Source organism: Kitasatospora sp. NPDC090308 (assembly GCF_044769485.1).
GTDB lineage: Bacteria > Actinomycetota > Actinomycetes > Streptomycetales > Streptomycetaceae > Kitasatospora > Kitasatospora fiedleri.
This window is the reverse complement of sequence record NZ_JBIVXY010000001.1, coordinates 715,473-741,153: the sequence shown is the minus strand read 5'-3', so window position 1 is coordinate 741,153 and position 25,681 is coordinate 715,473. Positions and strand designations below refer to the sequence as shown.

General features: G+C 74.7%; 22 protein-coding genes and 3 tRNA genes. 12 read left to right on the top strand and 13 right to left on the bottom strand.

All coding sequences use genetic code 11. The features are described from left to right. Window positions 1-163: 163 nt before the first annotated feature. Window positions 164-916, top strand: coding sequence for a sirohydrochlorin chelatase (locus ACIQVD_RS03210; protein WP_402285641.1), 753 nt, complete (start codon window positions 164-166; stop codon window positions 914-916). Window positions 917-1,011: 95 nt separating this feature from the next. On the opposite strand, the gene ACIQVD_RS03205 is transcribed toward ACIQVD_RS03210, so the two are convergent. After that, window positions 1,012-2,379 (bottom strand): MFS transporter, encoded by a 1,368-nt coding sequence (locus ACIQVD_RS03205; RefSeq protein ID WP_402285866.1) that lies wholly within the window; start codon window positions 2,377-2,379, stop codon window positions 1,012-1,014. A gap of 143 nt (window positions 2,380-2,522) precedes the next feature. After that, complete coding sequence (locus ACIQVD_RS03200) at window positions 2,523-3,149, bottom strand: helix-turn-helix domain-containing protein (protein ID WP_400686622.1); 627 nt, start codon at window positions 3,147-3,149, stop codon at window positions 2,523-2,525. A 179-nt stretch (window positions 3,150-3,328) separates the two neighbouring features. Here ACIQVD_RS03200 and ACIQVD_RS03195 point away from each other — a divergent pair, with 179 nt between their 5' ends. The 3 genes from ACIQVD_RS03195 (at window position 3,329) to ACIQVD_RS03185 (ending at window position 7,947) form a co-directional block, all read left to right on the top strand. Beyond that, a complete protein-coding gene (locus ACIQVD_RS03195) occupies window positions 3,329-4,612 on the top strand; it encodes a deoxyguanosinetriphosphate triphosphohydrolase (protein ID WP_402285638.1) in 1,284 nt (427 codons plus the stop codon). Window positions 4,613-4,697: 85 nt separating this feature from the next. Beyond that, window positions 4,698-6,614, top strand: a complete 1,917-nt coding sequence (dnaG, locus tag ACIQVD_RS03190; protein WP_402285635.1) for a DNA primase — start codon at window positions 4,698-4,700, stop codon at window positions 6,612-6,614. A 145-nt stretch (window positions 6,615-6,759) separates the two neighbouring features. Continuing rightward, the gene (locus ACIQVD_RS03185) at window positions 6,760-7,947 is read left to right on the top strand and encodes an RNA polymerase sigma factor (RefSeq protein ID WP_402285633.1); all 1,188 of its coding nucleotides are present in this window, start codon (window positions 6,760-6,762) and stop codon (window positions 7,945-7,947) included. A 79-nt stretch (window positions 7,948-8,026) separates the two neighbouring features. Here the strand turns inward: ACIQVD_RS03185 and ACIQVD_RS03180 are convergent, their stop codons facing one another. From ACIQVD_RS03180 to ACIQVD_RS03170, 3 genes are all read right to left on the bottom strand, one after another. Next, window positions 8,027-9,433: a glutamate decarboxylase gene (locus ACIQVD_RS03180; protein ID WP_400686630.1), complete on the bottom strand. Its 1,407-nt coding sequence runs from the start codon at window positions 9,431-9,433 to the stop codon at window positions 8,027-8,029. Window positions 9,434-9,531: 98 nt separating this feature from the next. After that, window positions 9,532-10,974, bottom strand: a complete 1,443-nt coding sequence (locus tag ACIQVD_RS03175) for an FGGY family carbohydrate kinase (RefSeq protein WP_400686632.1) — start codon at window positions 10,972-10,974, stop codon at window positions 9,532-9,534. Window positions 10,975-11,094: 120 nt separating this feature from the next. Continuing rightward, window positions 11,095-11,388 (bottom strand): hypothetical protein, encoded by a 294-nt coding sequence (locus ACIQVD_RS03170; RefSeq protein WP_100836058.1) that lies wholly within the window; start codon window positions 11,386-11,388, stop codon window positions 11,095-11,097. A 334-nt stretch (window positions 11,389-11,722) separates the two neighbouring features. On the opposite strand from ACIQVD_RS03170, the gene ACIQVD_RS03165 reads away from it, so the two are divergent. Together ACIQVD_RS03165 and ACIQVD_RS03160 are read left to right on the top strand one after the other, a co-directional pair. Beyond that, a tRNA-Asn gene (locus ACIQVD_RS03165) sits at window positions 11,723-11,795 on the top strand. A 5-nt stretch (window positions 11,796-11,800) separates the two neighbouring features. Then, window positions 11,801-11,873, top strand: a tRNA-Asn gene (locus ACIQVD_RS03160). Window positions 11,874-12,018: 145 nt separating this feature from the next. On the opposite strand, the gene ACIQVD_RS03155 is transcribed toward ACIQVD_RS03160, so the two are convergent. Both ACIQVD_RS03155 and ACIQVD_RS03150 read right to left on the bottom strand, forming a co-directional pair. Then, entirely contained in the window at window positions 12,019-12,789 is a 771-nt protein-coding gene (locus ACIQVD_RS03155; protein WP_402285628.1) for a trypsin-like serine peptidase, read from the bottom strand. Window positions 12,790-12,927: 138 nt separating this feature from the next. Then, window positions 12,928-13,053: a hypothetical protein gene (locus ACIQVD_RS03150; protein ID WP_402285626.1), complete on the bottom strand. Its 126-nt coding sequence runs from the start codon at window positions 13,051-13,053 to the stop codon at window positions 12,928-12,930. Between the two features lie 616 nt (window positions 13,054-13,669). Between ACIQVD_RS03150 and ACIQVD_RS03145 the strand changes: the two genes are divergently transcribed. From ACIQVD_RS03145 to ACIQVD_RS03130, 4 genes are all read left to right on the top strand, one after another. Further along, window positions 13,670-13,743 (top strand) — tRNA-Ile (locus ACIQVD_RS03145). 593 nt (window positions 13,744-14,336) lie between these two features. Further along, window positions 14,337-15,020, top strand: a complete 684-nt coding sequence (locus ACIQVD_RS03140; RefSeq protein WP_402285864.1) for an ankyrin repeat domain-containing protein — start codon at window positions 14,337-14,339, stop codon at window positions 15,018-15,020. Further along, window positions 15,020-16,177 (top strand): hypothetical protein, encoded by a 1,158-nt coding sequence (locus ACIQVD_RS03135; RefSeq protein WP_402285861.1) that lies wholly within the window; start codon window positions 15,020-15,022, stop codon window positions 16,175-16,177. The genes ACIQVD_RS03140 and ACIQVD_RS03135 overlap by 1 nt, the downstream gene beginning before the upstream one ends. A gap of 193 nt (window positions 16,178-16,370) precedes the next feature. Beyond that, window positions 16,371-17,264, top strand: a complete 894-nt coding sequence (locus ACIQVD_RS03130; RefSeq protein WP_402285624.1) for a 1-aminocyclopropane-1-carboxylate deaminase/D-cysteine desulfhydrase — start codon at window positions 16,371-16,373, stop codon at window positions 17,262-17,264. Window positions 17,265-17,376: 112 nt separating this feature from the next. Here ACIQVD_RS03130 and ACIQVD_RS03125 read toward each other — a convergent pair whose 3' ends face one another. Beyond that, window positions 17,377-19,041 (bottom strand): LCP family protein, encoded by a 1,665-nt coding sequence (locus ACIQVD_RS03125; protein ID WP_402285622.1) that lies wholly within the window; start codon window positions 19,039-19,041, stop codon window positions 17,377-17,379. 239 nt (window positions 19,042-19,280) lie between these two features. After that, window positions 19,281-19,790 carry a MarR family winged helix-turn-helix transcriptional regulator gene (locus ACIQVD_RS03120; RefSeq protein WP_400686642.1) on the bottom strand — a complete coding sequence of 170 codons (510 nt, stop codon included), beginning with the start codon at window positions 19,788-19,790 and terminating at the stop codon, window positions 19,281-19,283. A gap of 91 nt (window positions 19,791-19,881) precedes the next feature. Between ACIQVD_RS03120 and ACIQVD_RS03115 the strand changes: the two genes are divergently transcribed. Together ACIQVD_RS03115 and ACIQVD_RS03110 are read left to right on the top strand one after the other, a co-directional pair. After that, window positions 19,882-20,910, top strand: a complete 1,029-nt coding sequence (locus tag ACIQVD_RS03115) for an NADP-dependent oxidoreductase (RefSeq protein ID WP_402285618.1) — start codon at window positions 19,882-19,884, stop codon at window positions 20,908-20,910. 276 nt (window positions 20,911-21,186) lie between these two features. Continuing rightward, entirely contained in the window at window positions 21,187-21,681 is a 495-nt protein-coding gene (locus ACIQVD_RS03110; protein ID WP_100836053.1) for a DUF3145 domain-containing protein, read from the top strand. A gap of 256 nt (window positions 21,682-21,937) precedes the next feature. Here ACIQVD_RS03110 and fabF read toward each other — a convergent pair whose 3' ends face one another. From fabF to ACIQVD_RS03090, 4 genes are all read right to left on the bottom strand, one after another. Further along, window positions 21,938-23,206, bottom strand: a complete 1,269-nt coding sequence (gene fabF / locus ACIQVD_RS03105; RefSeq protein WP_400686647.1) for a beta-ketoacyl-ACP synthase II — start codon at window positions 23,204-23,206, stop codon at window positions 21,938-21,940. A 103-nt stretch (window positions 23,207-23,309) separates the two neighbouring features. Next, window positions 23,310-23,552, bottom strand: a complete 243-nt coding sequence (locus ACIQVD_RS03100; RefSeq protein WP_033222346.1) for an acyl carrier protein — start codon at window positions 23,550-23,552, stop codon at window positions 23,310-23,312. An 80-nt stretch (window positions 23,553-23,632) separates the two neighbouring features. After that, a complete protein-coding gene (locus ACIQVD_RS03095; protein WP_111553525.1) occupies window positions 23,633-24,661 on the bottom strand; it encodes a beta-ketoacyl-ACP synthase III in 1,029 nt (342 codons plus the stop codon). Then, window positions 24,658-25,596, bottom strand: a complete 939-nt coding sequence (locus ACIQVD_RS03090) for an ACP S-malonyltransferase (RefSeq protein ID WP_100836050.1) — start codon at window positions 25,594-25,596, stop codon at window positions 24,658-24,660. The genes ACIQVD_RS03095 and ACIQVD_RS03090 overlap by 4 nt, the downstream gene beginning before the upstream one ends. Between the last annotated feature and the right edge of the window lie 85 nt (window positions 25,597-25,681).

The window sequence follows — 25,681 nt, the reverse complement described above, 5'->3', positions numbered from 1 at the left end:
CGACCGCCGGTTGCCCTCCCCGCCTGACCCGCAGCGTCCGGGGCCCGCAGCGTCCGGGGCCCGGGCCGCTCTCACCCGCGCGGACCGGCCGGGTGAGAGCGGGGGAAAGCACCCGTGACAGGTGGGCAACCGGATCGAAACAGGGGTCCGGCAAGGTGGTGGTATGACCACCACTCCACTCTCCGGCCGCATCGCCCCGCTGCGGGTGCTGCACGCGGCCCGCCGCCCGGCCCTGGTGCTGGTGGCGCACGGCTCGCACGACCCGGCCGCGTCCGCCGAACTCGGCCGGCTGCACGCCCGGCTGCGACGGGCCCGCCCGGAGCTGGACATCCGGCTCGGCCACCTCGGCCTGAACGACCCGCTGCTGCCCGAGGTGCTGGACGAGCTGAGCGGCCGGGTGGTCCTGGTGCCGCTGCTGCTCAGCCGCGGCTACCACAGCAAGGCGGACATCCCCCGGGTGCTGTCCGCCGCACCGCACCTGGCGGGGGAGTGCGCCCCGCCGCTCGGACCGGACCCGCTGCTCACCGCGGCCTTGGCCGACCGCCTGGCGTCGGCCGGGTGGCGCGGGGAGCCCGTGGTCCTCGCCGCCTCCGGCTCCCGCGACCGGGACGCCGCCCGGGACACCGAGACCCAGGCCGGGCTGCTCTCGGACCACCTGGGCGTCACCGTCCGGCCCGGGTACGTGGCGGCGGGCGGCCCCAGCGTGGCCGCCCGCGTCGCCGAACTCACCGCCGAGGGTCACCCGCGGGTCGCCGTCGCCTCCTACTTCACCGCACCGGGAGACTTCGCCCGCCTGGCCGCCGCGGCCGGCGGCGCCCTGACCTCCGCTCCGCTCGGCGACCACCCGGCCCTGGCCCGGTTGGTCCTGGAGCGCTACCAGTCCTGCGTCAGCCGTCCCCTCCGCCTGGTCGGCTGAGCCCCGCCGCCACCGGCCCGCCACCACCGCCCCACCGCCACCGGCCCACCGCCCGGGCCAGTCGCCCCCGGCCGGTCACCTGCGGCCCGTCACCCTCAGCCTGCGTCGAGCGCGCACGCCGCGTCGCCCGCAGCGCCACCCGGCGCAGGAACCTCCGCTGCGCCTGCGGCCCTCCGACCCTTCCGCACCCGCCCGGCCCGCGTCGCCACCGGAGGTACCGGAGGCACCGGCGTCATCCCGCTCCCGCTCTCGCTCCCGCCGACCGGCGCGCGGCGCTCGGTGGGCAGGTCGCGGACGCGGCGCATCGGCGAGCACCAGAGGATCAGCGCGGCCAGCGGCACGCCGACGGTCATCAGCCACATCGCGGGCCGCACGCCGAGCTGGGTGCCCAGAACGCCGGCCAGCAGCGCGCCGAGCGGGATGGAGCCGAAGTTGAGCACCGCGCTGCTGGCGGAGAGCCGGCCGAGCAGCTCCGGCGGGCAGTAGCGCTGCTGGAAGGTGGCCTTGATGACGTTCCCGGCGACGACCCCGCAGGAGGCGCCGAACCCGCCGACCAGGTACCAGGCCAGCCCGGTGCCGCGGCCGGTCAGCGGGATCAGGACGGTCAGCGCGGGCAGGGCGAGCTCCAGCACCAGCATGGCCCGCGAGGTGCCGATCCGGGCCGCGATCCGGCGGGCGACGGCCGCGCCGACGATGCCGCCGGTGGAGGCCACCGCGACCAGCAGGCCGACGGTGCCCTCGCTGACGCCGACCTCGCGGATCAGGAAGACCACCAGCAGCGACTGGTAGCCCGTCAGCACCAGGTTGGAGGCGGCGCCGAACAGCGCGAAGGTGCGGAACCAGACGTCGGAGGCGAGCAGCCGCAGCCCCTCGCCGATCTCCCGGCGCAGCGCCCGGCGGGGCCGTTCGGCGCGGCGGGGCTCGCGGTGGCCGATCCGCAGGGTGCACCAGAGCGAGAGCAGGAACGTCGCGGTGTTGGCCAGCAGCCCGTTGACCGGCCCGGCCAGCTGGGCGATCAGGCCGCCGCTGCCCAGTCCGGCGATGCCCGCGGCCGAGGCGCTGCCGTGCAGCTTGGCGTTGCCCTCGGACTGGTCGGCGGGTTCGAGCAGTTGCGGCAGGTACGCGGTGTACGCGGTCTGGAAGAACACCCCGGCGGCCCCGGCGAGCAGCGCGACGGCCAGCAGGTGCCACAGCGTCAGCGCCCCGGCGAGCGCGGCCAGCGGGACGGTGGCGTACAGCAGCAGCGAGGCCGCGGTCGAGACGAGCATGATCGGGCGGCAGCGCAGCCGGTCCACCCACACCCCGGCGGGCAGGCCGATCAGCAGCCAGGGCAGCCAGCCGGCGGCGCCGAGCAGGCTGACCTCGAGGGTGCTCGCGTGCAGGGTGCTGACGGCGATCAGCGGCAGGGCCAGCCCGGTGACCGCGGAGCCGTACTTGTTGGCGGTCTCGCCGATCCACAGCATCCGGAAGTCGCGGTGCCGCCGCAGCAGCCCGGCGGGCGCGGTGCCGGTGCCGGTGCCGTCGCCGACACCGGGGTCGAGCACGGACAGGTCGGTGGGCAGGTCGGCGGAGCGGCCGGTGGGGCGGTCGTCCGGGGCGGGTGCGCTCATGACCGGTCGGATTCCTTTCGGGGCAGTGCCTGGATCTGGACGATCACCGGTCGCGCCGCCGGGTCGGGGGCGGCGTCCGGGTCGGGGGTGTGGCGGGTGACCACGGCGGCCAGGTCGTCGATGAGGGCCTGGAGCTGGGCGGGCGTCAGGCGGAGGTTGCTCCAGTCGGAGACGCTGCCGGTGCCCCGCCACTCGCCCTCCCACTCGGCGGCCATCGAGTCGGCGGCCCGCTGGTACTGACGGCGCAGGTTCTCGGCCTGGTACACCGAGAGCGCGGCCCGCGAGCCCGGGTCCTGGTCGAAGTCGGTGGCGGCCAGCACGATGGCGCCGCGCACGGCGCGCCACCAGCGCTCCCGCTTGGTGCCGCGGCCGGACTCCTCCTCGATGAAGCCGTGCTCGGCGAGGTGCCGCAGGTGCCAGCTGATGGTGCCGGTGGACTCGCCGGTGCGCTCGGACAGCCGGGCGGAGGTGGCGGGCCCGTTCATCCGCAGCTCGTCCAGCAGCCGCATCCGCAGCGGGTGGGCGAGCCCGCGCAGCGAACCCGCGTCCAGCTTCCGGCGCGGTGCGTCGGCGGGGCTGGGGGCACGGTCGGCGGACGGGTCTTCGGGGCGGTGCTCGGTCATGGGTCCAGAGTAGGTTGCAGAGAAGTCTCTGCATAGACCTCTCTGCAGAGAATCCTCTGCAATCTTCGATCGGCCCGCACCGCCACCCGCACCGCCGCCCACCCGCCACTTCCCGTTCGCGCTCCCGTTCGCGCGGCGCAGGACCGAATGTCCGTCATTCGGCGTACGGTGACTGGTATATGAAGAACACCGCTCCGTACGATCCGCAGTCCGAGGCGCGCTGGGTGCCCGAGCCCGACAAGCGGCCCGGCCGCACCGCCTTCCAACGGGACCGCGCCCGGGTGCTGCACTCCGCCGCGCTGCGTCGGCTGGCCGGGACGACCCAGGTGGTGGCGCCGATGCGCAGCGACTTCCCGCGCACCCGGCTGACGCACTCGCTGGAGTGCGCGCAGGTCGGCCGCGAGCTGGGCGCCGCGCTCGGCTGCGACCCGGACTTGGTGGAGACCGCCTGCCTGGCCCACGACATCGGCCACCCGCCGTTCGGCCACACCGGCGAGGAGGCGCTCGACCAGGCCGCCCGGGCCTGCGGCGGCTTCGAGGGCAACGCGCAGTCGCTGCGCATCCTGACCAGGCTGGAGCCCAAGCGCTTCGCCCCGCTGGACGAGCCCGAGGTCCGGCTCTCCCCGTGGCCCGGCCGCAGCGTCGGCCTGAACCTGACCCGTGCCGCGCTGGACGCCGCGACCAAGTACCCGTGGCCGCGCGGGCAGCACCCGGCCGACCCCGGGTCCACCAAGTACGGCGTGTACGGGGACGACCTGCCGGTGTTCCGCTGGCTGCGCGCCGGTGCGCCCGACGGCCGCAAGTGCTTCGAGGCCACCGTGATGGACTGGTCCGACGACGTCGCGTACTCCACCCACGACGTGGAGGACGGCCTGCAGGCCGGCCACATCGACCCGGCCGCGCTGCGCTCCCCGGAGGAGCGCGCCGAGCTGTTCGAGACCGCCGAGCGGTTCGTCCCCGGAGCGGGCCCGGAGGAGTTCGGCGAGGCGCTCGACCGCCTGCAGGCCGAGGACTGGTGGCCGGCCGACTACGACGGCACCGCCCGCGCCCGGGCCGGCCTGAAGGACCTCACCAGCCAGCTGATCGGTCGCTTCTGCCTGGCCGCCGAGCAGGCCACCCGGGCCCGCTACGGCCCCGGCCCGCTCACCCGGTACGCCGCCGAGCTGGTCGTCCCGTACGGCGTCCGGTTGGAGTGCGCGGTGCTCAAGGCGGTCGCCGTCCGGTACGTGATGCAGCGTGCCGAGCAGGCCCAACTCCGCTCCCGCCAGCGGGTGGTGATCGCCGAGCTGGCCGACGCCCTGATGGTCGACGCCCCGCACCGGCTGGACCCGGTGTTCGCCGCCCAGTACGCGGAGGCCGAGGACGACCGGGCCGCGCTGCGCAGCGTGATCGACCAGATCGCCACCCTCACCGACGCCTCCGCGCTCGCCCTGCACGCGAAGCTGGTGGCCCGGCAGTCCTGAGCCGCCCGCAAGCCCTCAGCCGCCCGCAAGTCCTCAGCCGCCCGGGAGCCCCGGAGTGTCAGCCCCGCTCCCGTAGACTTCCCGGGTGGCCGGTCGGATCAGGGACGAGGATGTGCAGGCGGTGCGTGCCGCCCTGCCGATCGACGCCGTGGTCGGCGACTACGTGCAGCTGGCGGCGGGTGGCGGCGCGCAGCTGAAGGGCGTCTGCCCGTTCCACGACGAGAAGTCGGCGTCCTTCTACGTGCACCCGGGCAAGGGCGTCTTCCACTGCTTCGGCTGCGGCGAGTCCGGCGACACGATCACCTTCCTGATGAAGATCGAGCACTGCTCGTTCGCGGAGGCGGTCGAGCGGATGGCCGCCCAGGCGGGCATCACCCTGCGCTACGAGGAGGGCGGCTACAGCCCGCGCCACCAGCAGGGCGAGCGGACCAGGCTGGTCGAGGCGCACAAGGTGGCCGCCGCCTGGTTCCAGGAGCAACTGGCCACGCCCGAGGCCGAGATCGGCCGCCGCTTCCTGGCCGAGCGGGGCTTCGACGAGGCCGCCGCCAAGCACTTCGGGGTGGGCTACGCCCCGGCCGGCTGGGAGCACCTGGTGCGCTTCCTGCGCGGTCGCGGCTTCACCGACAAGGAGATCTCGGTCGGCGGCCTGGCCTCGCAGGGCCAGCGCGGCGGCCTGATCGACCGCTTCCGGGGCCGCCTGGTCTGGCCGATCCGGGACAGCTCGGGCGACGTGGTCGGCTTCGGCGCGCGCCGGCTGCGCGAGGACGACAACGGCCCGAAGTACCTGAACACCCCCGAGACGCCGCTCTACAAGAAGTCGAACGTCCTGTACGGCATCGACCTGGCCCGCAAGGAGATCGCCAAGTCCGGCCGGGCGGTGGTGGTCGAAGGCTACACCGACGTGATGGCCTGCCACCTGGCGGGCGTCACCACGGCGGTGGCCACCTGCGGCACCGCCTTCGGCGAGGACCACATCAAGATCATCCGCCGGCTGCTGATGGACACCACCTCCACCGCGGGCTACCGCGGCGAGACGGTCTTCACCTTCGACGGCGACGCGGCCGGTCAGAAGGCCGCCCTGCGCGCCTTCGAGGACGACCAGAAGTTCGCCGCCCGCACCTCCATCGCCATCACCCCGGGCGGCATGGACCCGTGCGAACTGCGCCTGGCCCAGGGCGACGAGGCGGTCCGCGCCCTGGTGGACAACCCCGTCCCGCTGTTCGAGTTCGCGCTCCGCTCCGCCGTCGCCCGGCACCGGGTGGACACCGCGGAGGGCCGGGCCGCCGCCCTGGAGGAGGCCGCCGGGATCATCGTCAAGATCAAGGACCGCTCGATCCAGCACGAGTACGCCGTCCAACTGGCCGGCATGGTCGGCATCCTGGACGAGCGCTTCGTGGTCAACCGGATCGCCCAGCTGGCCCGCTGGCAGCGCGAGAACCAGCAGAGCGGCCCGCAGCGCGCGCTGCGCCGCCCCGACGCCGCCCCGCAGCCGGTCCGCCCGGAGCGGCCGGTCTTCCGGCTCAACCCGCGCGACCCGGCCCAGTTCGTCGAACGCGAACTGCTCAAGCTCGCCCTCCAGCACCCCGACCTGGTCAGCCCGGCCTTCGACCAGTACGGCGAGGACGAGTTCCCCACCCCGCCCTACCGGGCCGTCCGCCGCGCGATCGGCCAGGTCGGCGGCACCGCGTACGGCGCGAGCCTGCCCGACTTCACCGCCGCCGTCCGCGAGGCCAGCCCGGACGACCAGGTGCGCGGCCTGGTCACCGAACTGACCGTCGAGCCGATCCGCTCCCGCCGCAAGGCCGACCAGCTGTACGCGGGGGAGTTCCTGGTCAAGCTGCGGCTGCAGGCCGTGGACCGCCGGATCGACGAGGTCCGCGCCCACCTGCGCCGGCTCGGCGACCGGGCCACCGCCGAGGAGCAGCACCCGGTGCAGAGCGAGCTGTGGGCCCTGCAGCAGTACGGCCAGCAGCTCCGGTCCCGCGGCGCCGCCGCGCTCTGACCCGGCGTCGACTCGCGGCACCCGCAGGTCCGACGGGTGCCGTTCGGCCACCTCGCGGCCGCTCGCAGGTGCCCGGGCCCGCCGCGCTGGGTATCCCCTCGGGTGTGGCGCGGCAACCCCCATGCCGCGCGCGGCCCCTGGAGGGATGCCCGTGGAGCTTTCCGTTGCCCGCCCGGCCCAGACCGCCCCAGCCCGGGACGCCGCGATCCCGCCCCAGCCCGGCCCGCCCGGCCCCGAGCTCACCGTCGTGCCCGCCCCCGGCCCGGACACCGGCCGCACCGGCTCCGTTGCCGAGGAGGCCACCCCGACCGCCGACGGCCTCCTCCCCGAGGACCCCGCCGCCGGTGAGCCCGCCGTCGAGGAGCCCGCCGTCGAGGAGCTCGCCGACGAGCCGCCGGAACCCGCGCTGGACGAGGGCACCGGCCCGGCCGCCGACCTGCTGCGCCAGTACCTGCGCGAGATCGGCCGGATCCGGCTGCTCACCGCCGTCGAGGAGGTGGAGCTGGCCCGCGCCATCGAGGCCGGCCTGTTCGCGGAGGAGGCGCTGAACCGCGTCCCGGACGCCGACGAGCGCCTGCTCGGCGACCTGGACCGGCTGGTGGTGCTGGGCCGGATCGCCAAGCGCCGCCTGATCGAGGCCAACCTGCGGCTGGTCGTCTCGGTCGCCAAGCGCCACGTCGGGCGCGGCCTGACCCTGCTCGACCTGGTCCAGGAGGGGAACCTGGGCCTGATCCGGGCGGTGGAGAAGTTCGACTACGCGCGCGGCTACAAGTTCTCCACCTACGCCACCTGGTGGATCCGCCAGGCGATGAGCCGCGCCCTCGCCGACCAGGCCCGCACCATCCGGGTGCCGGTGCACGTCGTGGAGCTGATCAACCGGGTGCTGCGGGTGCAGCGCTCGATGCTGCAGGAGCACGGCGTGGAGCCGACCGCCGCCGAGGTCGGGGCGGCGCTGCAACTGTCGCCGGAGCGGGTCCGGGAGATCCGCCGGCTGGCCCAGGAACCGGTCTCCCTGCACACCCCGGTCGGGGCGGAGGACGACATCGCCCTCGGTGACCTGATCGAGGACGCCGACGCCGCCTCCCCGGCGGAGAGCGCCGCCTTCCTGCTGCTGCGCGAGCACCTGGAGGCGGTGCTGGCCACCCTCGGCGAGCGCGAGCGGCAGGTGGTCCAGCTCCGCTACGGCCTCGACGACGGCCGCCCCCGCACCCTGGAGGAGATCGGCCACCTGTTCGGGGTGACCCGGGAGCGGATCCGCCAGATCGAGGCGAAGACGCTCGGCAAGCTCCGCGACCACGCCTTCGCCGACCAGCTCCGCGGCTACCTCGACTGACGCCCGACGGTCCGGCCGCGCCACAGCGCCGGCGCGCCGTCGAACGGACGCGCACCCGGGCCGGGCCGGGCCGCGGGCCTCAGTGGTGGAACCCGCTGCGCGGCGGCATCCCCAGCGCGCTGAGCGGCGCGGGCTGGCGCTCCAGCTCGGGCAGCAGCCGCCGCAGGTCGGCCAGCAGCAGGTCCGCCAGGTCCCGGGTGAACCCGTTGCGGCACACCACCCGCAGCACCGCCAGGTCGGTCCGCCCCTCCGGGAAGGTGTACGCGGGCACCTGCCAGCCGCGTTCGCGCAGCCGCCGCGAGACGTCGAACACGTCGAACGGGCAGTCGTCGACGGTGGTGAACGCGAAAACCGGCAGCTGGTCGCCCCTGGTGATCATCCGGAACGGCCCGAGCCCGGCGATCTCCTCGGCCAGGTACCCGGCGACGTCCCGGCAGGCCTGCTGGATCGCGTGGTACCCGCCGAACCCGAGCCGCAGGAACGCGTAGTACTGGGCGACCACCTCGGCGCCCGGCCGGGAGAAGTTCAGCGCGAAGGTCGGCATCTCGCCGCCCAGGTAGTTGACCTTGAACACCAGCTCCTGGGGCAGCGCTGCCCCGTCCCGCCACAGCGCCCAGCCGACCCCCGGGTACACCAGCCCGTACTTGTGCCCGCTGGTGTTGATCGAGGCCACCCGGGGCAGCCGGAAGTCCCAGACCAGCTCCGGGTCCAGGAACGGCGCCACCATGCCGCCCGACGCCCCGTCCACGTGCACCGGCACGTCCAGCCCGGTGCGCTGCTGGAAGGCGTCCAGGGCGGCGCAGATCTCGGCGATCGGCTCGTACGAGCCGTCGAAGGTGGAGCCGAGGATGCCGACCACGCCGATGGTGTTCTCGTCGCAGTGCGCCACCGCCTCCTCGGCGCTCAGGTGGAAGCGGTCGCCCGCCATCGGGACGAGCCGCGCTTCGACCTCCCAGAAGTTGCAGAACTTCTCCCAGCAGACCTGCACGTTGACGCCCATCACCAGGTTCGGCCGGGCCCCGGCGGCGTACCGGTCGGCGTTGCGGGTCGTCCATCGCCGCTTGAGCGCCATCCCGGCCAGCATGCACGCCTCGCTGGAGCCGGTGGTCGAGCAGCCCACCGCGGCCGACGGGTCGGGCGCGTGCCACAGGTCGGCGAGGATCGCCACGCAGCGCCGCTCCAGTTCGGCGGTCTGCGGGTACTCGTCCTTGTCGATCATGTTCTTGTCGGAGCACTCGGCCATCAGCCGGTCCGCGTGCTCGTCCATCTGGGTGGTGACGAAGGTCGCCAGGTTGAGCTTGGCGTTGCCGTCCAGCATCAGCTCGTCGTGGATCAACTGGTAGGCGACGTCCGGCGGGATCGGCACCCGGGGCAGTTGGTGCAGCGCCGGTGCCAGCTGCATCGCGCCCAGCGGATCGGTCAGCGCGTGCAGCGGGCTGACCGGCAGTTTGCGGTCGTCCTCGCCCTGTCCCTTGTGCAGCGCCATGGCGAACCGTCCCTCCACTCGTGGAACCTCCACGGTGGCACCGGCCCGCCGCCCGCGCACGTCCGCCCGCGGCGGGGTCGAAGCGCGGCCGGGGCGGGTCAGGAGGCGGCGGCGGTCTCCGGGTGGTACTGCTCGCGCACCGCCGCGAACTGCTGGCGCACCGCGCCGCCGACCGCCAGGTCGTGCTCCTGGTCGGGGGCGAGCACGGTGAGGTCGGGCAGCTCCCAGTGCGGGGGCTCGGGCGTCCCGGCCAGCGCCCAGGCGGCCTGCCGGGCCGCGCCGCGCGCCGCGTGGTCGCCGCCCGGCGGGGGGACCACCACGGGCAGGCCGAACAGCTGCGGCGCGATCTGCTGCACGGCGGGCAGCCGCCCGGCCGTCCCCAGCAGGAACACCCGGTTCACCGCCACCCCGTGCCCGCGCAGCACGTCCAGCGCCTCCGCCAGGTTGCACAGCATGCCCTCGACGGCGGCCCGCGCCACGTGCTGCGGCGCCATCGACTCGGCCCGCAGCCCGGTCAGGGTGCCCGCCGCGTGCGGCAGCTTCGGGGTCCGTTCGCCGTCCAGGTAGGGCAGGAAGACCATCCCGTACGCGCCGGGCGACGACTGCAGGGCCAGTTCGGACAGGCCCGCCAGGTCGGTGCCGAGCATCGCGGCGGTGGAGCGCAGCACCTGCGCGGCGTTCAGGGTGGCCACCATCGGCAGGTGCCGGCCGGTGGCGTCCGCGAACGAGGAGACCAGGCCGGACGGGTCGACCACCGCCCGGTCGTGCACCGCGAAGATCGTGCCGTTGCCGCCCAGCGACACCACCGCGTCGCCCGGGCCCAGCCCGAGGCCCAGCGAGGCCGCCATGTTCTCCCCGGTGCCGGCCGAGATCAGCAGCCCCTCGGGGGTGTGCCCGGCGGGCTCGGCCGGGCCGAGCACGTCCGGGAGGTTCAGCTCGTGGCCGAGCGCCAGCTTGACCAGGTCCTGCCGGTACTCGCCGGTGATCGGCGACCAGTAGCCGGTGCCGGAGGCGTCGCCGCGGTCCGTGGTGCGCCGCCGGGCCCCGCCCAGCAGCTGGGAGACCAGCCAGTCGTGCGGCAGCAGCACCTCGGCGATCCGCTGCGCCGACACCGGTTCGAACTCGGCCAGCCAGCGCAGCTTGGCGATGGTGTACGTGGGGCCCGGCACCGCGCCGATCGCCTCCACCCAGGGCTGCGGGCCGCCCAGCGCGTCCAGCAGCGCGGCCGCCGAACCCGCCGAGCGGGGGTCGTTCCACAGCAGCGCGGGGCGCACCAGCACGCCGCCCGCGTCCAGCCCGATCAGCCCGTGCTGCTGGGCGGAGACCCCGATCGCCCGGACCCCCTCCAGCAGGCCCCCGGCGGCGGCGTCGCCCAGCGAGTGCAGCCAGTTCTGCGGGTCGACCTCGGTGCTTCTGGCGTCCTCGCCCTCCGGCAGCGGGTGCGGAGCCCGGCCCTGCCGCAGCACGGCGCCGGTGTCGGCGTCGCACGCGACGATCCGGGTGCGAGTGGTGGAGCTGTCGATGCCCGCGACGATGGCCATGCCGAGATCATGCCGCAGTCGACGGCCGGGGCGGGACCGACTGCCGCAAGTGTTGCCCAGTCGGTACCGGAACCACCCCGTCCGGCGACCGTCCGCCCCAGCTCAGCGGGGCTCCACGGCTCAGGGGCGGACCGTGCCCCAGCCGTCGTCCTCGCCGTGCTGCTTGGCGAAGTACGGGACGCGCTCGGTCAGCGCGTTCGGCAGCTTCTCGCCGACCTTGTCGGCGACCGCCCCGGCGGCCTTCCCGGCCACCGCGCCGGCCTGCTGCTTGGCCTTCTCCGCCGCGTCCTGCACCCGCGGGTTGTCCCGCACGTGCCGGGCCGCGCCGGCCAACTGCTCGTAGCGCTCGCGCCCGGCCCGGGTGCCGAGGACGTACCCGATCCCGAGACCCACCAACAACGACACCTTCCACATGCCCTGGTTCCACCCTTCGTCGCCGCGCGATTGTGTGCCGCGTCTACCCGTCCGGCCGGGCCGTGAACCACCCTTCCGGTGGCGGGTCCGGGTCGGCCGGAGCCGCCGTGCACCAGCATCCCCGTCCGCACCGCGGGGCGCGCGCGGGGCGCGCCGGACCGGGCGGGGCGCGGGCGGCCCCGAGGTGGGGGAGCGGGTGGCCCCGGGGCGGGCGAGCGGGCCGGGCAAAGCGATTGGCGGAACACCCCCCTGAGTGCGCTAATGTATGTCCCGCAGCGAGCACCGTAGGCCCCGGAGCGATCCGGAGACCGGGGTGGGCGAGGCGGAAGCACGATCCTCCATAGCTCAATTGGCAGAGCAGCCGACTGTTAATCGGCAGGTTATTGGTTCGAGTCCAATTGGAGGAGCGCGGTCCCCCATAGCTCAATTGGCAGAGCAGCCGACTGTTAATCGGCAGGTTATTGGTTCGAGTCCAATTGGGGGAGCTTCACCGGAAGTTGCGGTGATCGGTACAGAGCGAGGGCCCTTCGGCGATGCCGGGGGGCCCTCGTGTTTCCCGGGCAGGCATCACCGGTCCAGGCATCACCGGGCCAGGTATCACCGGAGCGGGCTCCCGGAACCGGCCCCGACTCAGCCGGAGGCCCGTCGGTACAGGTCGGTGACGTGCGCGTCGAAGGCCACGCTGTACGAGGTGTCCGGGCTGATCCCGCCCTCCTGGTGGCCCCCTATCACCCCGACCACCTGGCCCGCGTCGGTGACCCACGGGCTGCCGCTGGTGCCGTTGGTGAACCCGGCGCAGTCGAAGCGCTGCTGGGTGGCGCTGTACGAGGAGGTGCGGGCCCGGCAGGTGATCGGGGCGTCGTCCTCGTTGGGGTAGCCGGTGACGGTGACGTCCAGCCCGGAGCCGAGGCCGGCGGCGAGCGCGTCGGCGCCCACCGCGTCCTCGACCTGCTCGCCGTCGAGCGCCCCGACGGTCAGGAAGGCGACGTCGTGGTCCTCGTCCTGCCCGGCCTCCCAGTCCGGGTCGAGGGTCACCTCGGTGACCGGCCACGTCCCGTGCGGGGCCCGGCCGTCCCGGTAGCCGGGGACGAACACCAGGCCGTCGGTCCGGACGCCGCCGGGGGCCGCGCAGTGGGCGGCGGTGACCAGCAGGTTCCGGCCGGGGCTGTGCACCACCCCGGCGGTGCAGGCGCGGGCGCCGTCGGGGCCGCCGACGAACAGCGCGCCGACCCGGTCGGCGGCCGGACCGGCGGCGGCGGGACGGGCGACGGCCTGCCCCTGCTGCCCGTCGCCGGCCTGCTCGGCGGAGCCGCAACCGGCCGCGGTCGCGGCCAGCAGCAGCGCCAGCGCGCCGACGGCCGCGGCCGGGAACGCGCCCGGCCCGGGGGAGGTGCGCGACACCGTCGCTCCCTTCCGCTCGGCGGCCCGCCCGGGATGCCGGACGGGTGGTCCCAGCAAGATCTACCAGGGCCCGCACGGGCCGGGCAACCGAGGTCCGGCGGCCGCCCTCCCGGCATCCGGGCGGGGCCCGACGTGGCGTCACGAGCCGTCGGACGCCTGTTGGTGGAGCTTCCGGGCCCGGCCGCCGCAGCAGTTGCGGTAGGAGGTGGCGGCGGTGCCGCCGCCCTCCCGGTAGCCGCTGATCGCGCTGGTCGCGCCGGCCACGGTACCGGCGTGGGGCTTCGGGGCGATCCGCGGTTGGTCGGAGCTCTGTTCGGGTGCCCGGTGGTCTCCGTCTACAGCCCCGGTCGGTGCCGAGCCGGTCGCCGCCCGGCGCTTCCCTCACTCCCGCGCCTGCCGTCCGTCCTGCGGCCGTGCGGTGGCGAGGGCCGCGTCCAGGTGCTGGCCGCCGCCGCGTCGCCAGGACGAGGGAGGGCGCGGCAGTCGGGCGATCGGATAGGCCGGACCCGGGGGCGACCGGGCCGGGGTCGTCGCTCGCGCCGCTCCCGTTCCCGCTCCTGCTCGTGCTCGTGCCGATCCGACGGTCGAGCATCACCCGCCGCCGGACGGTCCGTCATCGCCGTTCCGCCGGCACCGTCCGCAGCCCCGGGCGGCTCCGCTGCGCCGGGTGTCGACGGGGCGTCCCGGGGCACCGGGCCGGGCTGGCGTGGCCCGCTGCCGGGGCAGGTCCGGCGGCGTGGAGGGGCGGCGGACCTGCCCTACTCGGATGCGCCCCCGGCGCGCACCACGGGTGATCGACCGGCTATGCTGCCGGGGGCGGCCCTGAGGGGCCGTCTGCTGCTGCCAGGACCGCATCGTCGGCCCCGGCGGGTCGAGTCGGGGGGCGGTAGCTCAGCCGGTTAGAGCAGGGGACTCATAATCCCTTGGTCGTGGGTTCGAGTCCCACCCGCCCTACCTCGGCCGCTGACGGACAGTCAGCCGGTGGGGCCCCCTGACCAGGCGAAACGCCTGACGTGCCACGCAAACTTTAGAGCATCGACCCGCTGCGCGGCCTCTTCCGCGCCGAAGTTCACCCGCTAGTGAGACAACCGGCGAAACGCTGACGAAGCCCGCGGACCCCCGGGACCCGCGGGCCTCGCCGTTTCCGGCCCCCGCCGACCGGCGCCCGGAGCCATGGGCCGGTCTCCGCGCGGAAGGGACTCGTCATCCCCTGGGTATCCCGTGGGCCCGGGTTCGGCAGCCGTCCGGGCCGCGCGGGGAGACTCCCTGACCGGGTGTCGGGTGGCACGCCCGGCCACGGGCTCCTCCGGCGGGCTCCAGGGCGCTGAGCTGCGGTGATGTGGGCGGGCGCGGCTGTGCATCGACCGATCGGATGATGCGGGGGTCCACCGGAACGCTCGCCGGGTCGAGCCGGTTCGCCGACGAAGTGGGGCCGGGGGCGGGGCAAATATGGAGTCAGGACGTCGACTGACCCGCCCCCACCTGCCGCCCCGCATCTGTTGAGGCATTCCGTGCCGTACCTGCCGCCCCTCAGGAGGAGGACCGTGATCACCGCCCACGACCAACGCCTGCTCACCGCCGCGCACACCGGCGACCTCGACGCCGCCCGGACCGCCCTGGCGGCGGGCGCCGACCCGGAGGCCCGTGATCCGCACGGGCGGACGCCGCTGCTGCTGGCGGCGCTCGCCGACCGGGTGCCCGTCGCCGAACTGCTGGTCGCCGCCGGGGCGGACCCGGACGCGCAGGACGAGCGGGAGGACAGCCCCTGGCTGGTCACCGGCGTCACCGGCAGCGTGCCGATGATGCGCGCCCTGCTGCCCGCCGGGCCGGACTTCGGACTGACCAACCGGTTCGGCGGGGTGAGCCTGATACCCGCCGCCGAGCGCGGCCACGTCGCCTACGTGCGGGCCGTGCTGGCGGAGACCGACATCGACGTCGACCACGTCAACCGACTGGGCTGGACGGCTCTGCTGGAGGCCGTGATCCTCGGCGACGGCGGCAGCGCGCACGCCGAGGTCGTCCGGCTGCTGCTCGCCGCGGGCGCGGACCCGGGGCTCGCCGACACCGACGGCGTGACACCGCTGCGGCACGCCGAACGGCGCGGCTTCGGCACCCTCGCCGAACTGCTCCGGAAGGCCGAGGCCGAGGCCGAGGCCGGGACCAGAGCCGAAACCCGGGCCGAGACCCGGGCCGGAGCCCGGAACGAACGGGAGAACGGAGGAACCGGATGATGACCACCCGCCGCAGGCGCACCGGCCGCACCGGCCGCACCGGCCCGCTGCTGCGGCTGCTGCTGGCGGCCGTGCCGGTGCTGGCCCTCCTGCTGGCCGGCTGCGCCGACCCGGACGGCGACGGTGCGGCCGGAGCCCGCGCCGTACCCGCCCCCGCCGCCGCGCGATCGGCCGACGCGGCGCCGACCCCGGCCGGGACGCTGCTGGTGGCCGACTTCGGGTCCGACACCGCGACCTTCGTCGACCCGGCGCGCGGAGCGGTCGGCTCGGTGCGGGTCGGCACGGCGCCGTACGCGGTGGCGGTCGGGCCGGACGGGCGGGCCTGGGTGAGCACCGCGGAGGGCGTCGCCGAGATCGACACCCGGGCGCGCACGCTGCTCCGGAGCATCCCGTACCGCAGCTGGGCCGGGCCCGCGGGCACGGGCGAGTACCGGGGCGGCGGCATGGGGCTGGCCCTGTCGCCCGACGGCACCCGGCTGTACGTCGGCGTGAACATACCGGGAGGCGACGGCGTGCTGGAGGTCATCGACACCGCGAAGGGCGAGGTCACCGGCGCGGCCCCGATCGGTCGGCGCCCCTTCGACGTCGACGTCTCGCCGGACGGGCGGGAGGTCTACGCGACCGGCCACGACTCCTTCGACGTGACGGTGGTCGCGGCGGACGGCCTGGCCACCCGCCGGATCCAGGTCGCGCCCTACGGCACCGAGGGCGGGCTCGGCTCCTGGCTGAAACCGCACTACACGGCGGTCCGACCGGGCGACGGCAGACTGCTGCTCCCCTTCGAGGGCGAGCGCCTCGCGGTGGTCGACCCGGCCACCGGCCGGGTCGCCATCGAGCCGATGACCGCCGACACCCATCAGCACGGCGTCACCATCGCCCCGGACGGACGCCTGCTGGTGGTCGGCTCCGGCCCGATCACCAAGGACGACCGTGGCCCCAGCCTGACGGTCCGCAACCCCGACGGCAGCGAACGGATCTACCCACTCGGCATCCCGCACGAGAACGTGGCGCTCTCGGTGGACGGACACACGGCCTACGTCACCGGCGGCTTCACCAGGGACGGCTCCTGGGACGGAGTCACCCTGGTCGATCTCGACAGCGGCGCCACCCACCGGGTGGAGGCCGGTCACCGGCCACTGGGGGTGGCGGTGCTCTGACGGCCCGGCAGTCGGCGAGGGGGGAGCAGCGGAGGGAGAGCGGCACAGGATCGAGCGGTCGAGCGATGCCCGGCGGGAGGGAGGTGGAGTGGTGGAGGGCGGATGAGGTCCGGCCGCCGGACGGCGAACGGTGCCGGGCGGTGCCGGGCGGCGCTCCGGCGGGCTGCCGGGAGGCAGGCTCTAGGGTGGGCGGATGCTTCCCGCCGCTGTCCTGCCCACGCCGTTGATGCCGGTCGACGATCCGGAGTTCGCCGCCGCGGGCGCGGAGTTGTGGCTCAAGCGGGACGACCTGGCGCATCCGACGGTGCCCGGCAACAAGTGGCGCAAGCTCGCGCCGAACCTGGAGCGGGCGGTCGCGGAGGGGGCCCGGGGGCTGCTCACCTACGGTGGGGCGTACTCCACGCACGTGCGGGCGGTGGCGGCGGCTGCGGGCGGGCTCGGGTTGGCCAGCGTCGGGGTGATCCGCGGGGCGGAACTCGCCGGGCAGCCGCGCAACTGGTCGCTGGCGCGGGCCGAACGGGACGGGATGGTGCTGGAGTTCGTCGAGCGTTCCGTCTACCGGGCGGTGGCGGGCGGCCGGGCGGAGCGGCGGGCGGGGTACTACGTGCTGCCCGAGGGCGGCTCCAACGGCCTGGCCGTACGCGGTGCCGCGGTGATCGCCGGTGAACTCGCCCACCAGCTAACGGACTTCGGCTCGCGGGACGTGGTCTGCTGCGCGGTCGGCACCGGTGGCACGCTGGCCGGGATCGCGGCGGGGCTGCCGGCGGGGCCACGGGCGCTCGGCGTGGCGGTGCTGCGCGGGGAGGGCTACCTGGAGGACGAGGTGACGGCGCTCCACCGGGCCGGCTACGGGCGGGAGTTCGCCAACTGGCGGCTGGCCCACGGGTGGCACGGCGGCGGCTACGGGCGGGTGCCCCCGGAGCTGGAACGATTCGCCGGCTGGTTCGAGGCCGCGTACGGGGTGCCGGTGGAGCGCCGGTACGTGGCGAAGGCGCTGTGGGCGGTGTACGGGCTGCTGCGGGCGGGTGAGTTGCGGGAGCGCCGGGTGACGGTGGTGGTGACGGGGGTCCCCGACCCGGCGCCGTGAAGCCGTGCGGCGGGGTGGCGCGGTGGGGCGACCGGGTGGGGCCCGACCACCCGCCCGTTCCCGGGGCGGCCTCGGGAACGGACGGGCAGCGGACGAGCGAGCAGGCGGCCGGTCAGCCGAAGTTGAGGTCGCTGCAGAGGTCGGTGTCGGCGGGGCGGGTGTTGTCGGTGATGCCGGACGGGATGGCGGTGGGCAGGGCGCTGGGCGAGGCGCTGCTGCCGGTACTGCCGGTACTGCCGGTACCGGTGATGCCGCCGGTACCGGTGCTGCCGTCCGGGTCGGCGGCGTCGGGCCCGCCGAGGGTGTCGGCGCGGTCCTGGCCCAGGGTGAGGACGATGCCGTCGAGGGGGCTGCTGCGCAGTTCGGCGCCGGGGTAGAGCCGGGCGAGCTGTTCGGCGGCGGACCGCAGGGAGGGGGCGTACTCGATCAGGGTGGTGCGGCGGGTCGGGGTGTTGGCGCCGATGGTGATGTCGGTGTAGCCGCTGCCGCGCAGCGAGAGCGCGGTGCGGCCGGCCAGCCCGGCCGTCTTGGCGGCGTTGTGCACGGTGACGGGCACGTTCAGCGTCGCGCCATCGGTGGCGCCCGTGCCGCCCGCGCCCGCGCCGCCCGCGCCGCCGCTCGCGGTGGCCGTCGCGGTGGCGGAGGGGGACGCGCCGGGGCTCGGCTCGCCGCTCGCGCCGGGGCTCGCGCTCACCCCCACCGCCACACCCGTCCCGGGGCTCGCGCTCGCGCCGGCCCCGCCGGTGGGGTGGCCGTCGAGGGTGCGGTCCTGGCGCAGCAGGCCCCACAGGATGCTCGCGTCGGGTTCGACCACGGCGACGCGGGCGCCCTGGAAGCGCCAGGGGAGGGTGACGAACTGGATGTCGGAGAGCTGGATGTCCTGGAGGGACTGGGCGAACTCGGCGAGCTTGTAGGGGGAGCCGAGCTCGGGGTCGACGGTCAGCGACTTGGTGGCGGCGTCGGCCAAGGGCAGCAGGGTGGTCAGGTCGAAGCCCTCGCCCTGCACCTTCTTGATCAGCGAGGACATGAAGGCCTGTTGGCGGAGCATCCGGCCGATGTCGGAGCTGTCGCCGAGGCCGTGCCGGGCCCGGACGTAGTCCACGGCCTGCTGTCCGGAGACGGTCTGCCGGCCCTTGGTGAGGTGGATGCCGTACGAGTCCACGTCGTTGGGGACGCAGACGTCCACGCCGCCGACGGCGCTGGTGATGGCGGCGAAGCCCTTGAAGTCGACCACCAGGGTGTGGTCGACCCGCAGGCCGGTCAGCGCTTCGACGGTGTTCTGCGTGCAGGCCGGGTTGCCGGCCTTGAACTCGCCGACGGTGAAGGCCGAGTTGAACATCTGGTTGGTCCGCTGCGGGCTCCACTTGCCGTCCGGCAGCAGGCAGGGCGGGACGGTGACCAGGGTGTCGCGCGGTATCGACACACCGACGGCGTGCTTGTGATCGGCGTACACGTGCAGCAGGATCGCGGTGTCGGAGTGGCCCACGCCCTCGTCGCCGCCGCCCAGCGAGCTGTTGCCGTCGTCGCGGGTGTCGGAACCGAGCAGCAGGATGTTGACCGGGCGCCCGCCGGTGGGCGCGGGCGTGGCGACCGGGGGGCGGCTGGAGGCGATGCCCTCGGGCGCGAAGGTCGTGATGTTGCGGTCCAGCCGCTGGTAGTACCAGGCACCGGCGCCGGCCGCGGCGACGACGAGCGCGGCAGCGGTGGCGCCGAGCCCCCGGGCTATTCGGCGGCCACGGGAACGGGTCGGAGCGGCCTTCGGCGTGGCGTCGGTCATCGGTCGGCGGTCTCTCTGCGCGCAGCGGCAACTGGTACCCGAGGGAAGGCACTCGGCTGATCCGCCGCACTGCGGATCGGCACTCGTCACTACTTGGACGGTTCGGCGAACGGAATGGTTACACGCGAACCATCTTTTTCGAGAATTTCTTCGATCCGCCGGAACCGGCCAGGTCGGCGGTGTCGTCCGGGCGCGAGAGGGGGGCGGCAGCGGGAGGGCGCGGGCGGGCCCCAGTGGGCTCAGCCCGCCCGACCGCCGGGCGCGGAGGCCGGGCCGGGGGCGGTGCCGGACGTGGAGTCCAGCATCCGCCGCAGCAGGTCGCGCAGCCGGGCGCGCTCGTCGCCGTCGAGGGCGGCCAGCGGCTCGCGGGCGAAGTTCAGCGACTCGCGCAGTTCGGTGGAGGCGGAGCGGCCGGACTCGGTGGCGACCACCAGCTTGACCCGGCGGTCCTGCGGGTCGGACTCGCGGGTGACGAAGCCGCGGCCCTCCAGCCGGTCGACGATGCCGGTGATGTTGGACGGCTCGCAGGAGAGGGTCTGGGCGATGTGCCGCATCGGCATCGGCCCGCGCCGGAGCAGGGCCAGCACCTTGGCCTGGGCGCCGGTGAGCGAGCGGGCGGCCGCGGCCTCCTCGTACTCGCGGTGGAAGAGCCCGACCAGGCGCGCCATCAGGTCGACGACCTCCAGCGTGATCGGGTCGGCGGCCGGGGTCCGCTCCGCCGTCATGGCCTGCTCCTCCTGCTGCTCCATGCTTCCGAGTCTAGCTGAACATTTGACAACGTGAACCTTTCATCCTCACGATTGCTTTAGCCAGTGAATATTTCACCCTGAGGAGTAAGTGATGACGGAGCAGGACGCCCTCCCCGCCACCGGCCGCGAGTGGCACCTGGCCGCCCGCCCGCAGGGCTGGCCCGTGCCCGGGGACTTCGCCCTGGTCGAGGCCCCGGTCCGGCGGCCCGAACCCGGCCGGATCACGGTGCGCAACGCCTACCTCTCGGTCGACCCGTACATGCGCGGCCGGATGAACGACGTGAAGTCCTACGTCCCGCCGTACGCGCTCGGCGCGCCGATGGACGGCGGCGCGGTCGGGTACGTGGTCGCCTCGGAGGCCGAGGGCTTCGCGGTCGGCGACGCGGTGCTGCACGGGCTCGGCTGGCGCGAGTACGCGACGCTGGACGCCGCGCACGCCGTCAAGGTGGACCCGGAGCTCGCCCCGCTCTCCGCCTACCTGGGCGTCCTGGGCATGCCGGGCCTGACCGCCTACGCCGGGCTGCTGGAGGTCGCCTCGTTCAAGGAGGGCGACACCGTGTTCGTCTCCGGCGCGGCCGGTGCGGTCGGCTCGCTGGTCGGGCAGATCGCCCGGCTCAAGGGCGCCAAGCGGGTCGTCGGCTCGGCCGGTTCGCCCGCGAAGGTCGCCGCCCTGGTCGAGCACTACGGCTTCGACGCCGCCTTCGACTACAAGGCCGGTCCGATCGCGGAGCAGCTGGCCGCGGCCGCCCCCGAGGGCATCGACGTGTACTTCGACAACGTCGGCGGCGAGCACCTGGAGGCCGCGATCGGCGCGCTCAACCTGCACGGCCGGGTCACCCTGTGCGGCGCCATCGCCCAGTACAACGACACCGCCGCCCCCGCCGGCCCGCGCAACCTGGCGCTCGCCATCGGCAAGCGGCTGCGCCTGCAGGGCATGATCGTCGGCGACCACGCTGCGCTGCGCGGGCAGTTCCTCGCCGAGGTCGGCGGCTGGCTGCGGGAGGGCGCGCTGCGCTCCGACGAGACCGTGGTCGAGGGCGTGGAGAACGCCGTCGACGCCTTCCTCGGCATGCTGCGCGGCGCCAACACCGGAAAGATGGTGGTCAAGGTCGGCGCCTGACGCCGCGTCGGCTGCCGCACCGTCAGCACGCCCCCGCCGGAGCGCGATCCCCGGCGGGGGCGTGCGCGTGCGGCCGTTCGGGGGAGCTGGGCGCTGCGGGGGTAGACCTCTCGGACGGACCGACTAGCATGGGGTGAAAGCTTGTCCGTTTTGCTCGATTTGATGACCTAATGTCGAATAAATTGAGCTCCCCGGGGTAGCCACTGATCAGGACCCGCCGGTGACGGAGCGAGGCAGCTGGGGAAGGCGACCCTCGTCCACAGCCAGGAGGTCCCGGTGACGACACGTGGTGTGCTCTACATCCACTCCGCGCCCCGCGCGCTGTGCCCGCACGTCGAGTGGGCGGTCGCGGGCGTGCTCGGCGTGCGGGTCAACCTCGACTGGATCAGGCAACCCGCCGCGGCCGGCCACTGGCGGTCCGAACTCTCCTGGCAGGGGGAGCCCGGCACCGCCTCCAAGCTCGCCTCCGCGCTGCGCGGCTGGCAGCTGATGCGCTACGAGGTGACCAGCGAGCCCTGCGCCACGGCGGAGGGCGAGCGGTACTCCTCCACGCCCGCGCTCGGCATCTTCCACGCCGTCACGGGCCTCCACGGCGACATCCTGATCCCCGAGGACCGGCTGCGCGCCGTGCTGCTGCGCGCCCGCAGCGAGGGCGGCGACCTGGAGGCGGAGATCGCCAAGCTGCTCGGCAAGCCCTGGGACGACGAACTGGAGCCGTTCCGGTACGCGGGCGAGGGCGCGCCCGTGCGCTGGCTGCACCAGGTGGTGTGACGCGTCGAGGGGGGTGGGGGGGGGGGTTACCCCCCCCCCCCCCCCCCGCGCCCCCCGCCGCCCCCCCCCCCCCCCGCCGGGCGGGCCCGCCCCCCCCCCCCCGCGCCCCCCCCCGCCGTCGGCTGTGGGGGGGGGGGGGGGGGGGGGGGGGGGGGGGGGGGGGGGCGGGGGCCGGCGCGGGGGGGGGGGGGGGGGGGGGGGGGGGGGGGCCCCCCCCCCCCCCCACCCCCCTCGCGGGCAGTGCGACGTACCGTCGTCAGACGGTGCGGAAGGCCAGCACCACGTTGTGGCCGCCGAAGCCGAAGGAGTTGTTGAGGGCGGCGATCCGGCCCTCGACCGGCAGCTTGCGGGCCTCGTCGCGGACGATGTCGGCGTCGATGTCGTCGTCCAGGTCGACCACGTTGACGGTCGGCGGCGCGATCCGGTTGTACAGGGCCAGCACGGTGGCGACGGTCTCGATGCCGCCGGCGCCGCCCAGCAGGTGGCCGGTCATCGACTTGGTGGCGGAGACGGCCACGTGGTCGAGGTGCTCGCCCAGGGTGCGGCGCAGCGCCTTGATCTCGGCGGTGTCGCCCTGCGGGGTCGAGGTGGCGTGCGCGTTGACGTGCACCACCTCGGACTTGTCCAGCTCGTTGCGGGCGAACAGGTCGTCGATGGCGCGGGCCACGCCGGCGCCGGTCGGTTCGGGCTGGGCGATGTGGTGGGCGTCCGAGGACAGGCCCTGGCCGACGGCCTCGCAGTAGACCCGGGCGCCGCGGGCGGCGGCGTGCTCGGCGGACTCCAGCACGATCACGCCCGCGCCCTCGCCGAGCACGAAGCCGTCGCGGGCCTTGTCGTACGGGCGGGAGGCGTGCTGCGGGTCGTCGTTGTTCTTGGACATCGCCATCATGTTGGAGAAGGCGACGATCGGCAGCGGGTGCACCGCGGCCTCGGTGCCGCCGGCCACGACCACGTCGGCGCGGCCGGTGCGGATCATCTCGATCGCGTAGCCGATCGCCTCGGCGCCGGAGGCGCAGGCGGAGACGGGGGTGTGCACGCCAGCGCGGGCGCCGACCTCCAGGCCGACGTTGGCCGCCGGGGAGTTGGGCATCAGCATCGGGACGGTGTGCGGGGAGACCTTGCGGACGCCCTGCTCCTTGAGCACGTCGTACTGGTCGAGCAGGGTGGTGACGCCGCCGATGCCGGAGGCGATGACCGCGCCCAGGCGCTCGGGGGCCAGCGGGTTGGCGTCGTCGGTGGCCGGGGCCTGGTAGCCCGCGTCCTTCCACGCCTCGCGGGCGGCGATCAGCGCGAACTGGGCCGAGCGGTCCAGCTTGCGGGCCAGCGGACGGGGCAGGATCTCACCGGGTTCGACGGCCACCCGGGCGGCGATCCGCACCGGCAGCTCGGCCGCCCAGTCCTCGGTGAGGGCGCGGACCCCGGACTTGCCGGCCAGCAGCCCCTCCCAGAAAGTGGCGGCGTCGCCGCCCAGCGGCGTGAAGGCGCCGATACCCGTGACGACCACGGTGCGGTTTTCAGCAGTCACTGGTTTCTTCTTCTCTCACATCTGGGGGAGGCCCGGGAGGCCGGTGGGAGGGGGACCGGTCGGGGCGCGGCCGGCGCGCCCCGACCGGGAGCCTGACGGCAGGTCAGACGTTGGCGACGATGAAGTCCACCGCGTCGCCGACGGTCTTGAGGTTCTTGACCTCGTCGTCCGGGATCTTCGCGCCGAAGCGCTCCTCGGCGGCGACGACGACCTCGACCATGGACAGCGAGTCGACGTCCAAGTCGTCGGTGAAGGACTTGTCGAGCGCGACGTCCTCGACCGGGATGCCGGCGATCTCGTTCACGATCTCGGCGAGACCTTCGAGAACCTCTTCGCGGGTAGCCATATCGGCTGCTCCTTCTCGGTGTTGACAGCGTGCGGTCCGGCGGACCGACGCGGGTTTCCAGGGGGGCGGGGGAAGAACGCCTAGGGGAGCGTAACGACTGCGGCGGCGTAGACCAGACCGGCCCCGAAGCCGATGATCAGCGCCAGGTCGCCGCTCTTGGCCTCGCCGCGCTCCAGCATCCGCTCCATGGCGAGCGGAATGGAGGCGGCGGAGGTGTTGCCGGTCTCCGCGATGTCGCGGGCCACCGGGACGTTCGGGGGCAGGTCCAGCTTCTTGACCATGGCGTCGATGATCCGCATGTTGGCCTGGTGCGGGATGAACGCGCCGAGCTGGTCGGCGGTGATCCCGGCGGCCTCCAGGGCCTGCTCGGCGACCTTCGCCATGTCGTACACGGCCCAGCGGAAGACCGTCTGGCCCTCCATCCGCAGGGCCGGCCACTTCGCCTCCTCGCCGGGCCCGTTGACCGCGTCCGGCTTGGCGAACGCGGTGTCCCAGGCCTGGGTCTGCGAGATCACGTCGGCCTGCGAGCCGTCCGAGCCCCAGATCACCCGGCCGATGCCGGGGGTGTCGGAGGGGCCGACGATCGCGGCGCCCGCGCCGTCGCCGAAGATGAACGCGGTCGACCGGTCGGTGACGTCGGTCAGGTCGGACAGCCGCTCCACGCCGATCACCAGCACGTACTCGGCGCTGCCGCCGCGCACCATGCCGTCGGCCAGGCTCAGGCCGTAGCCGAAGCCCGCGCAGGCGGCCGAGATGTCGAACGCCGGGGCGGTGCCGCAGCCGAGCCGCTGGGCGATCTCGGTGGCGATCGCCGGGGTCTGCTTCAGGTGCGAGACGGTGGCGACGATCACGCCGCCGATCTGCTCCGGGCGGATGCCGGCCATCGCGACGGCCTTGCCGGCCGCCTGCACCGACATCTCGGCGACGCTCTCCTCCGGCCCGGCCCAGCGGCGCTCGGCGATGCCGGAGCGGGTGCGGATCCACTCGTCCGAGGAGTCGATCCAGTTCAGCACCTCGGAGTTGGGGATCACCCGGGTCGGCCGGTAGCCGCCCACGCCGTGGATGCGGGAGTACTGGGCGCCGGTGGCCGGCTTGATGGTCGCGCTCATGCGCTCTCCTCCTGGCCGCCGTGCTCGGCCACGAGGGCGCGGGCCTTGTCGAGATCGGCGGGGGTCTTCAGGGCCAGCGTGGCGACACCCTTGACGTTGCGCTTGACCAGGTTGGTGAGCGTCCCGGCGGGGGACAGCTCGATCACGGCGGTCGCGCCGAGCTGCTGCAGGGTCTCCATGCACAGGTCCCAGCGGACCGGGTGGGAGACCTGCGCGACCAGGCGGGCCAGCACCTCGGCGCCGGAGCCGACCACCTCGCCGTCCCGGTTCGAGACGTACGCGAGGGCCGGGTCCGCGGCGGTCAGGGTCGGCGCCAGCTTCTCCAGCCGCGCCACGCCCGGGGCCATGTGCGCGGTGTGGAACGCGCCCGCGACCTTCAGCGGGATCAGCCGCGCGCCGGCCGGCGGGTCCGCCTTCAGCGCGGCCAGCTGCTCCAGCGTGCCGGCCGCGACGATCTGGCCGCCGCCGTTGTTGTTCGCCGGGGTCACGCCGTGCTCGGCGAGCTTCGCGGCGACCTCCTCCGGATCGCCGCCGAGCACCGCGGTCATGCCGGTCGCGGTCGCCGCGGCGGCCTCGGCCATGCCCAGGCTGCGCTCGCGGACGAAGCCCAGCGCGTCCTCCTCGGAGAGCACCCCGGCCAGCGCCGCGGCGGTGATCTCGCCGACGCTGTGGCCCGCCACCGCGCCGACCGTCCCGGCCACGCCCTCGGGGAACAGCGCCGCGGCGGTCACCAGTCCGGCGGCCACCAGCAGCGGCTGGGCGACGGCGGTGTCCTTGATCTCCTCTTCGGAGGCCGCGGTTCCGGCGTGCACCAGGTCGAGCCCGGCCGTCGCCGACCACCGGCGCAGCCGGTCGGCGGCGCCGTCCAGTTCGAGCCAGGGGTTGAGGAAGCCGGGAGTCTGGGCACCCTGTCCAGGGGCGACGATAACGAGCACGGTTCAACCCTCTCTCGCCGGACGCCCGGGGGCGGGTAGGCGACGATGACGAAGAAAAGCACGTCGGCTTGTGGGTTCCCTACAG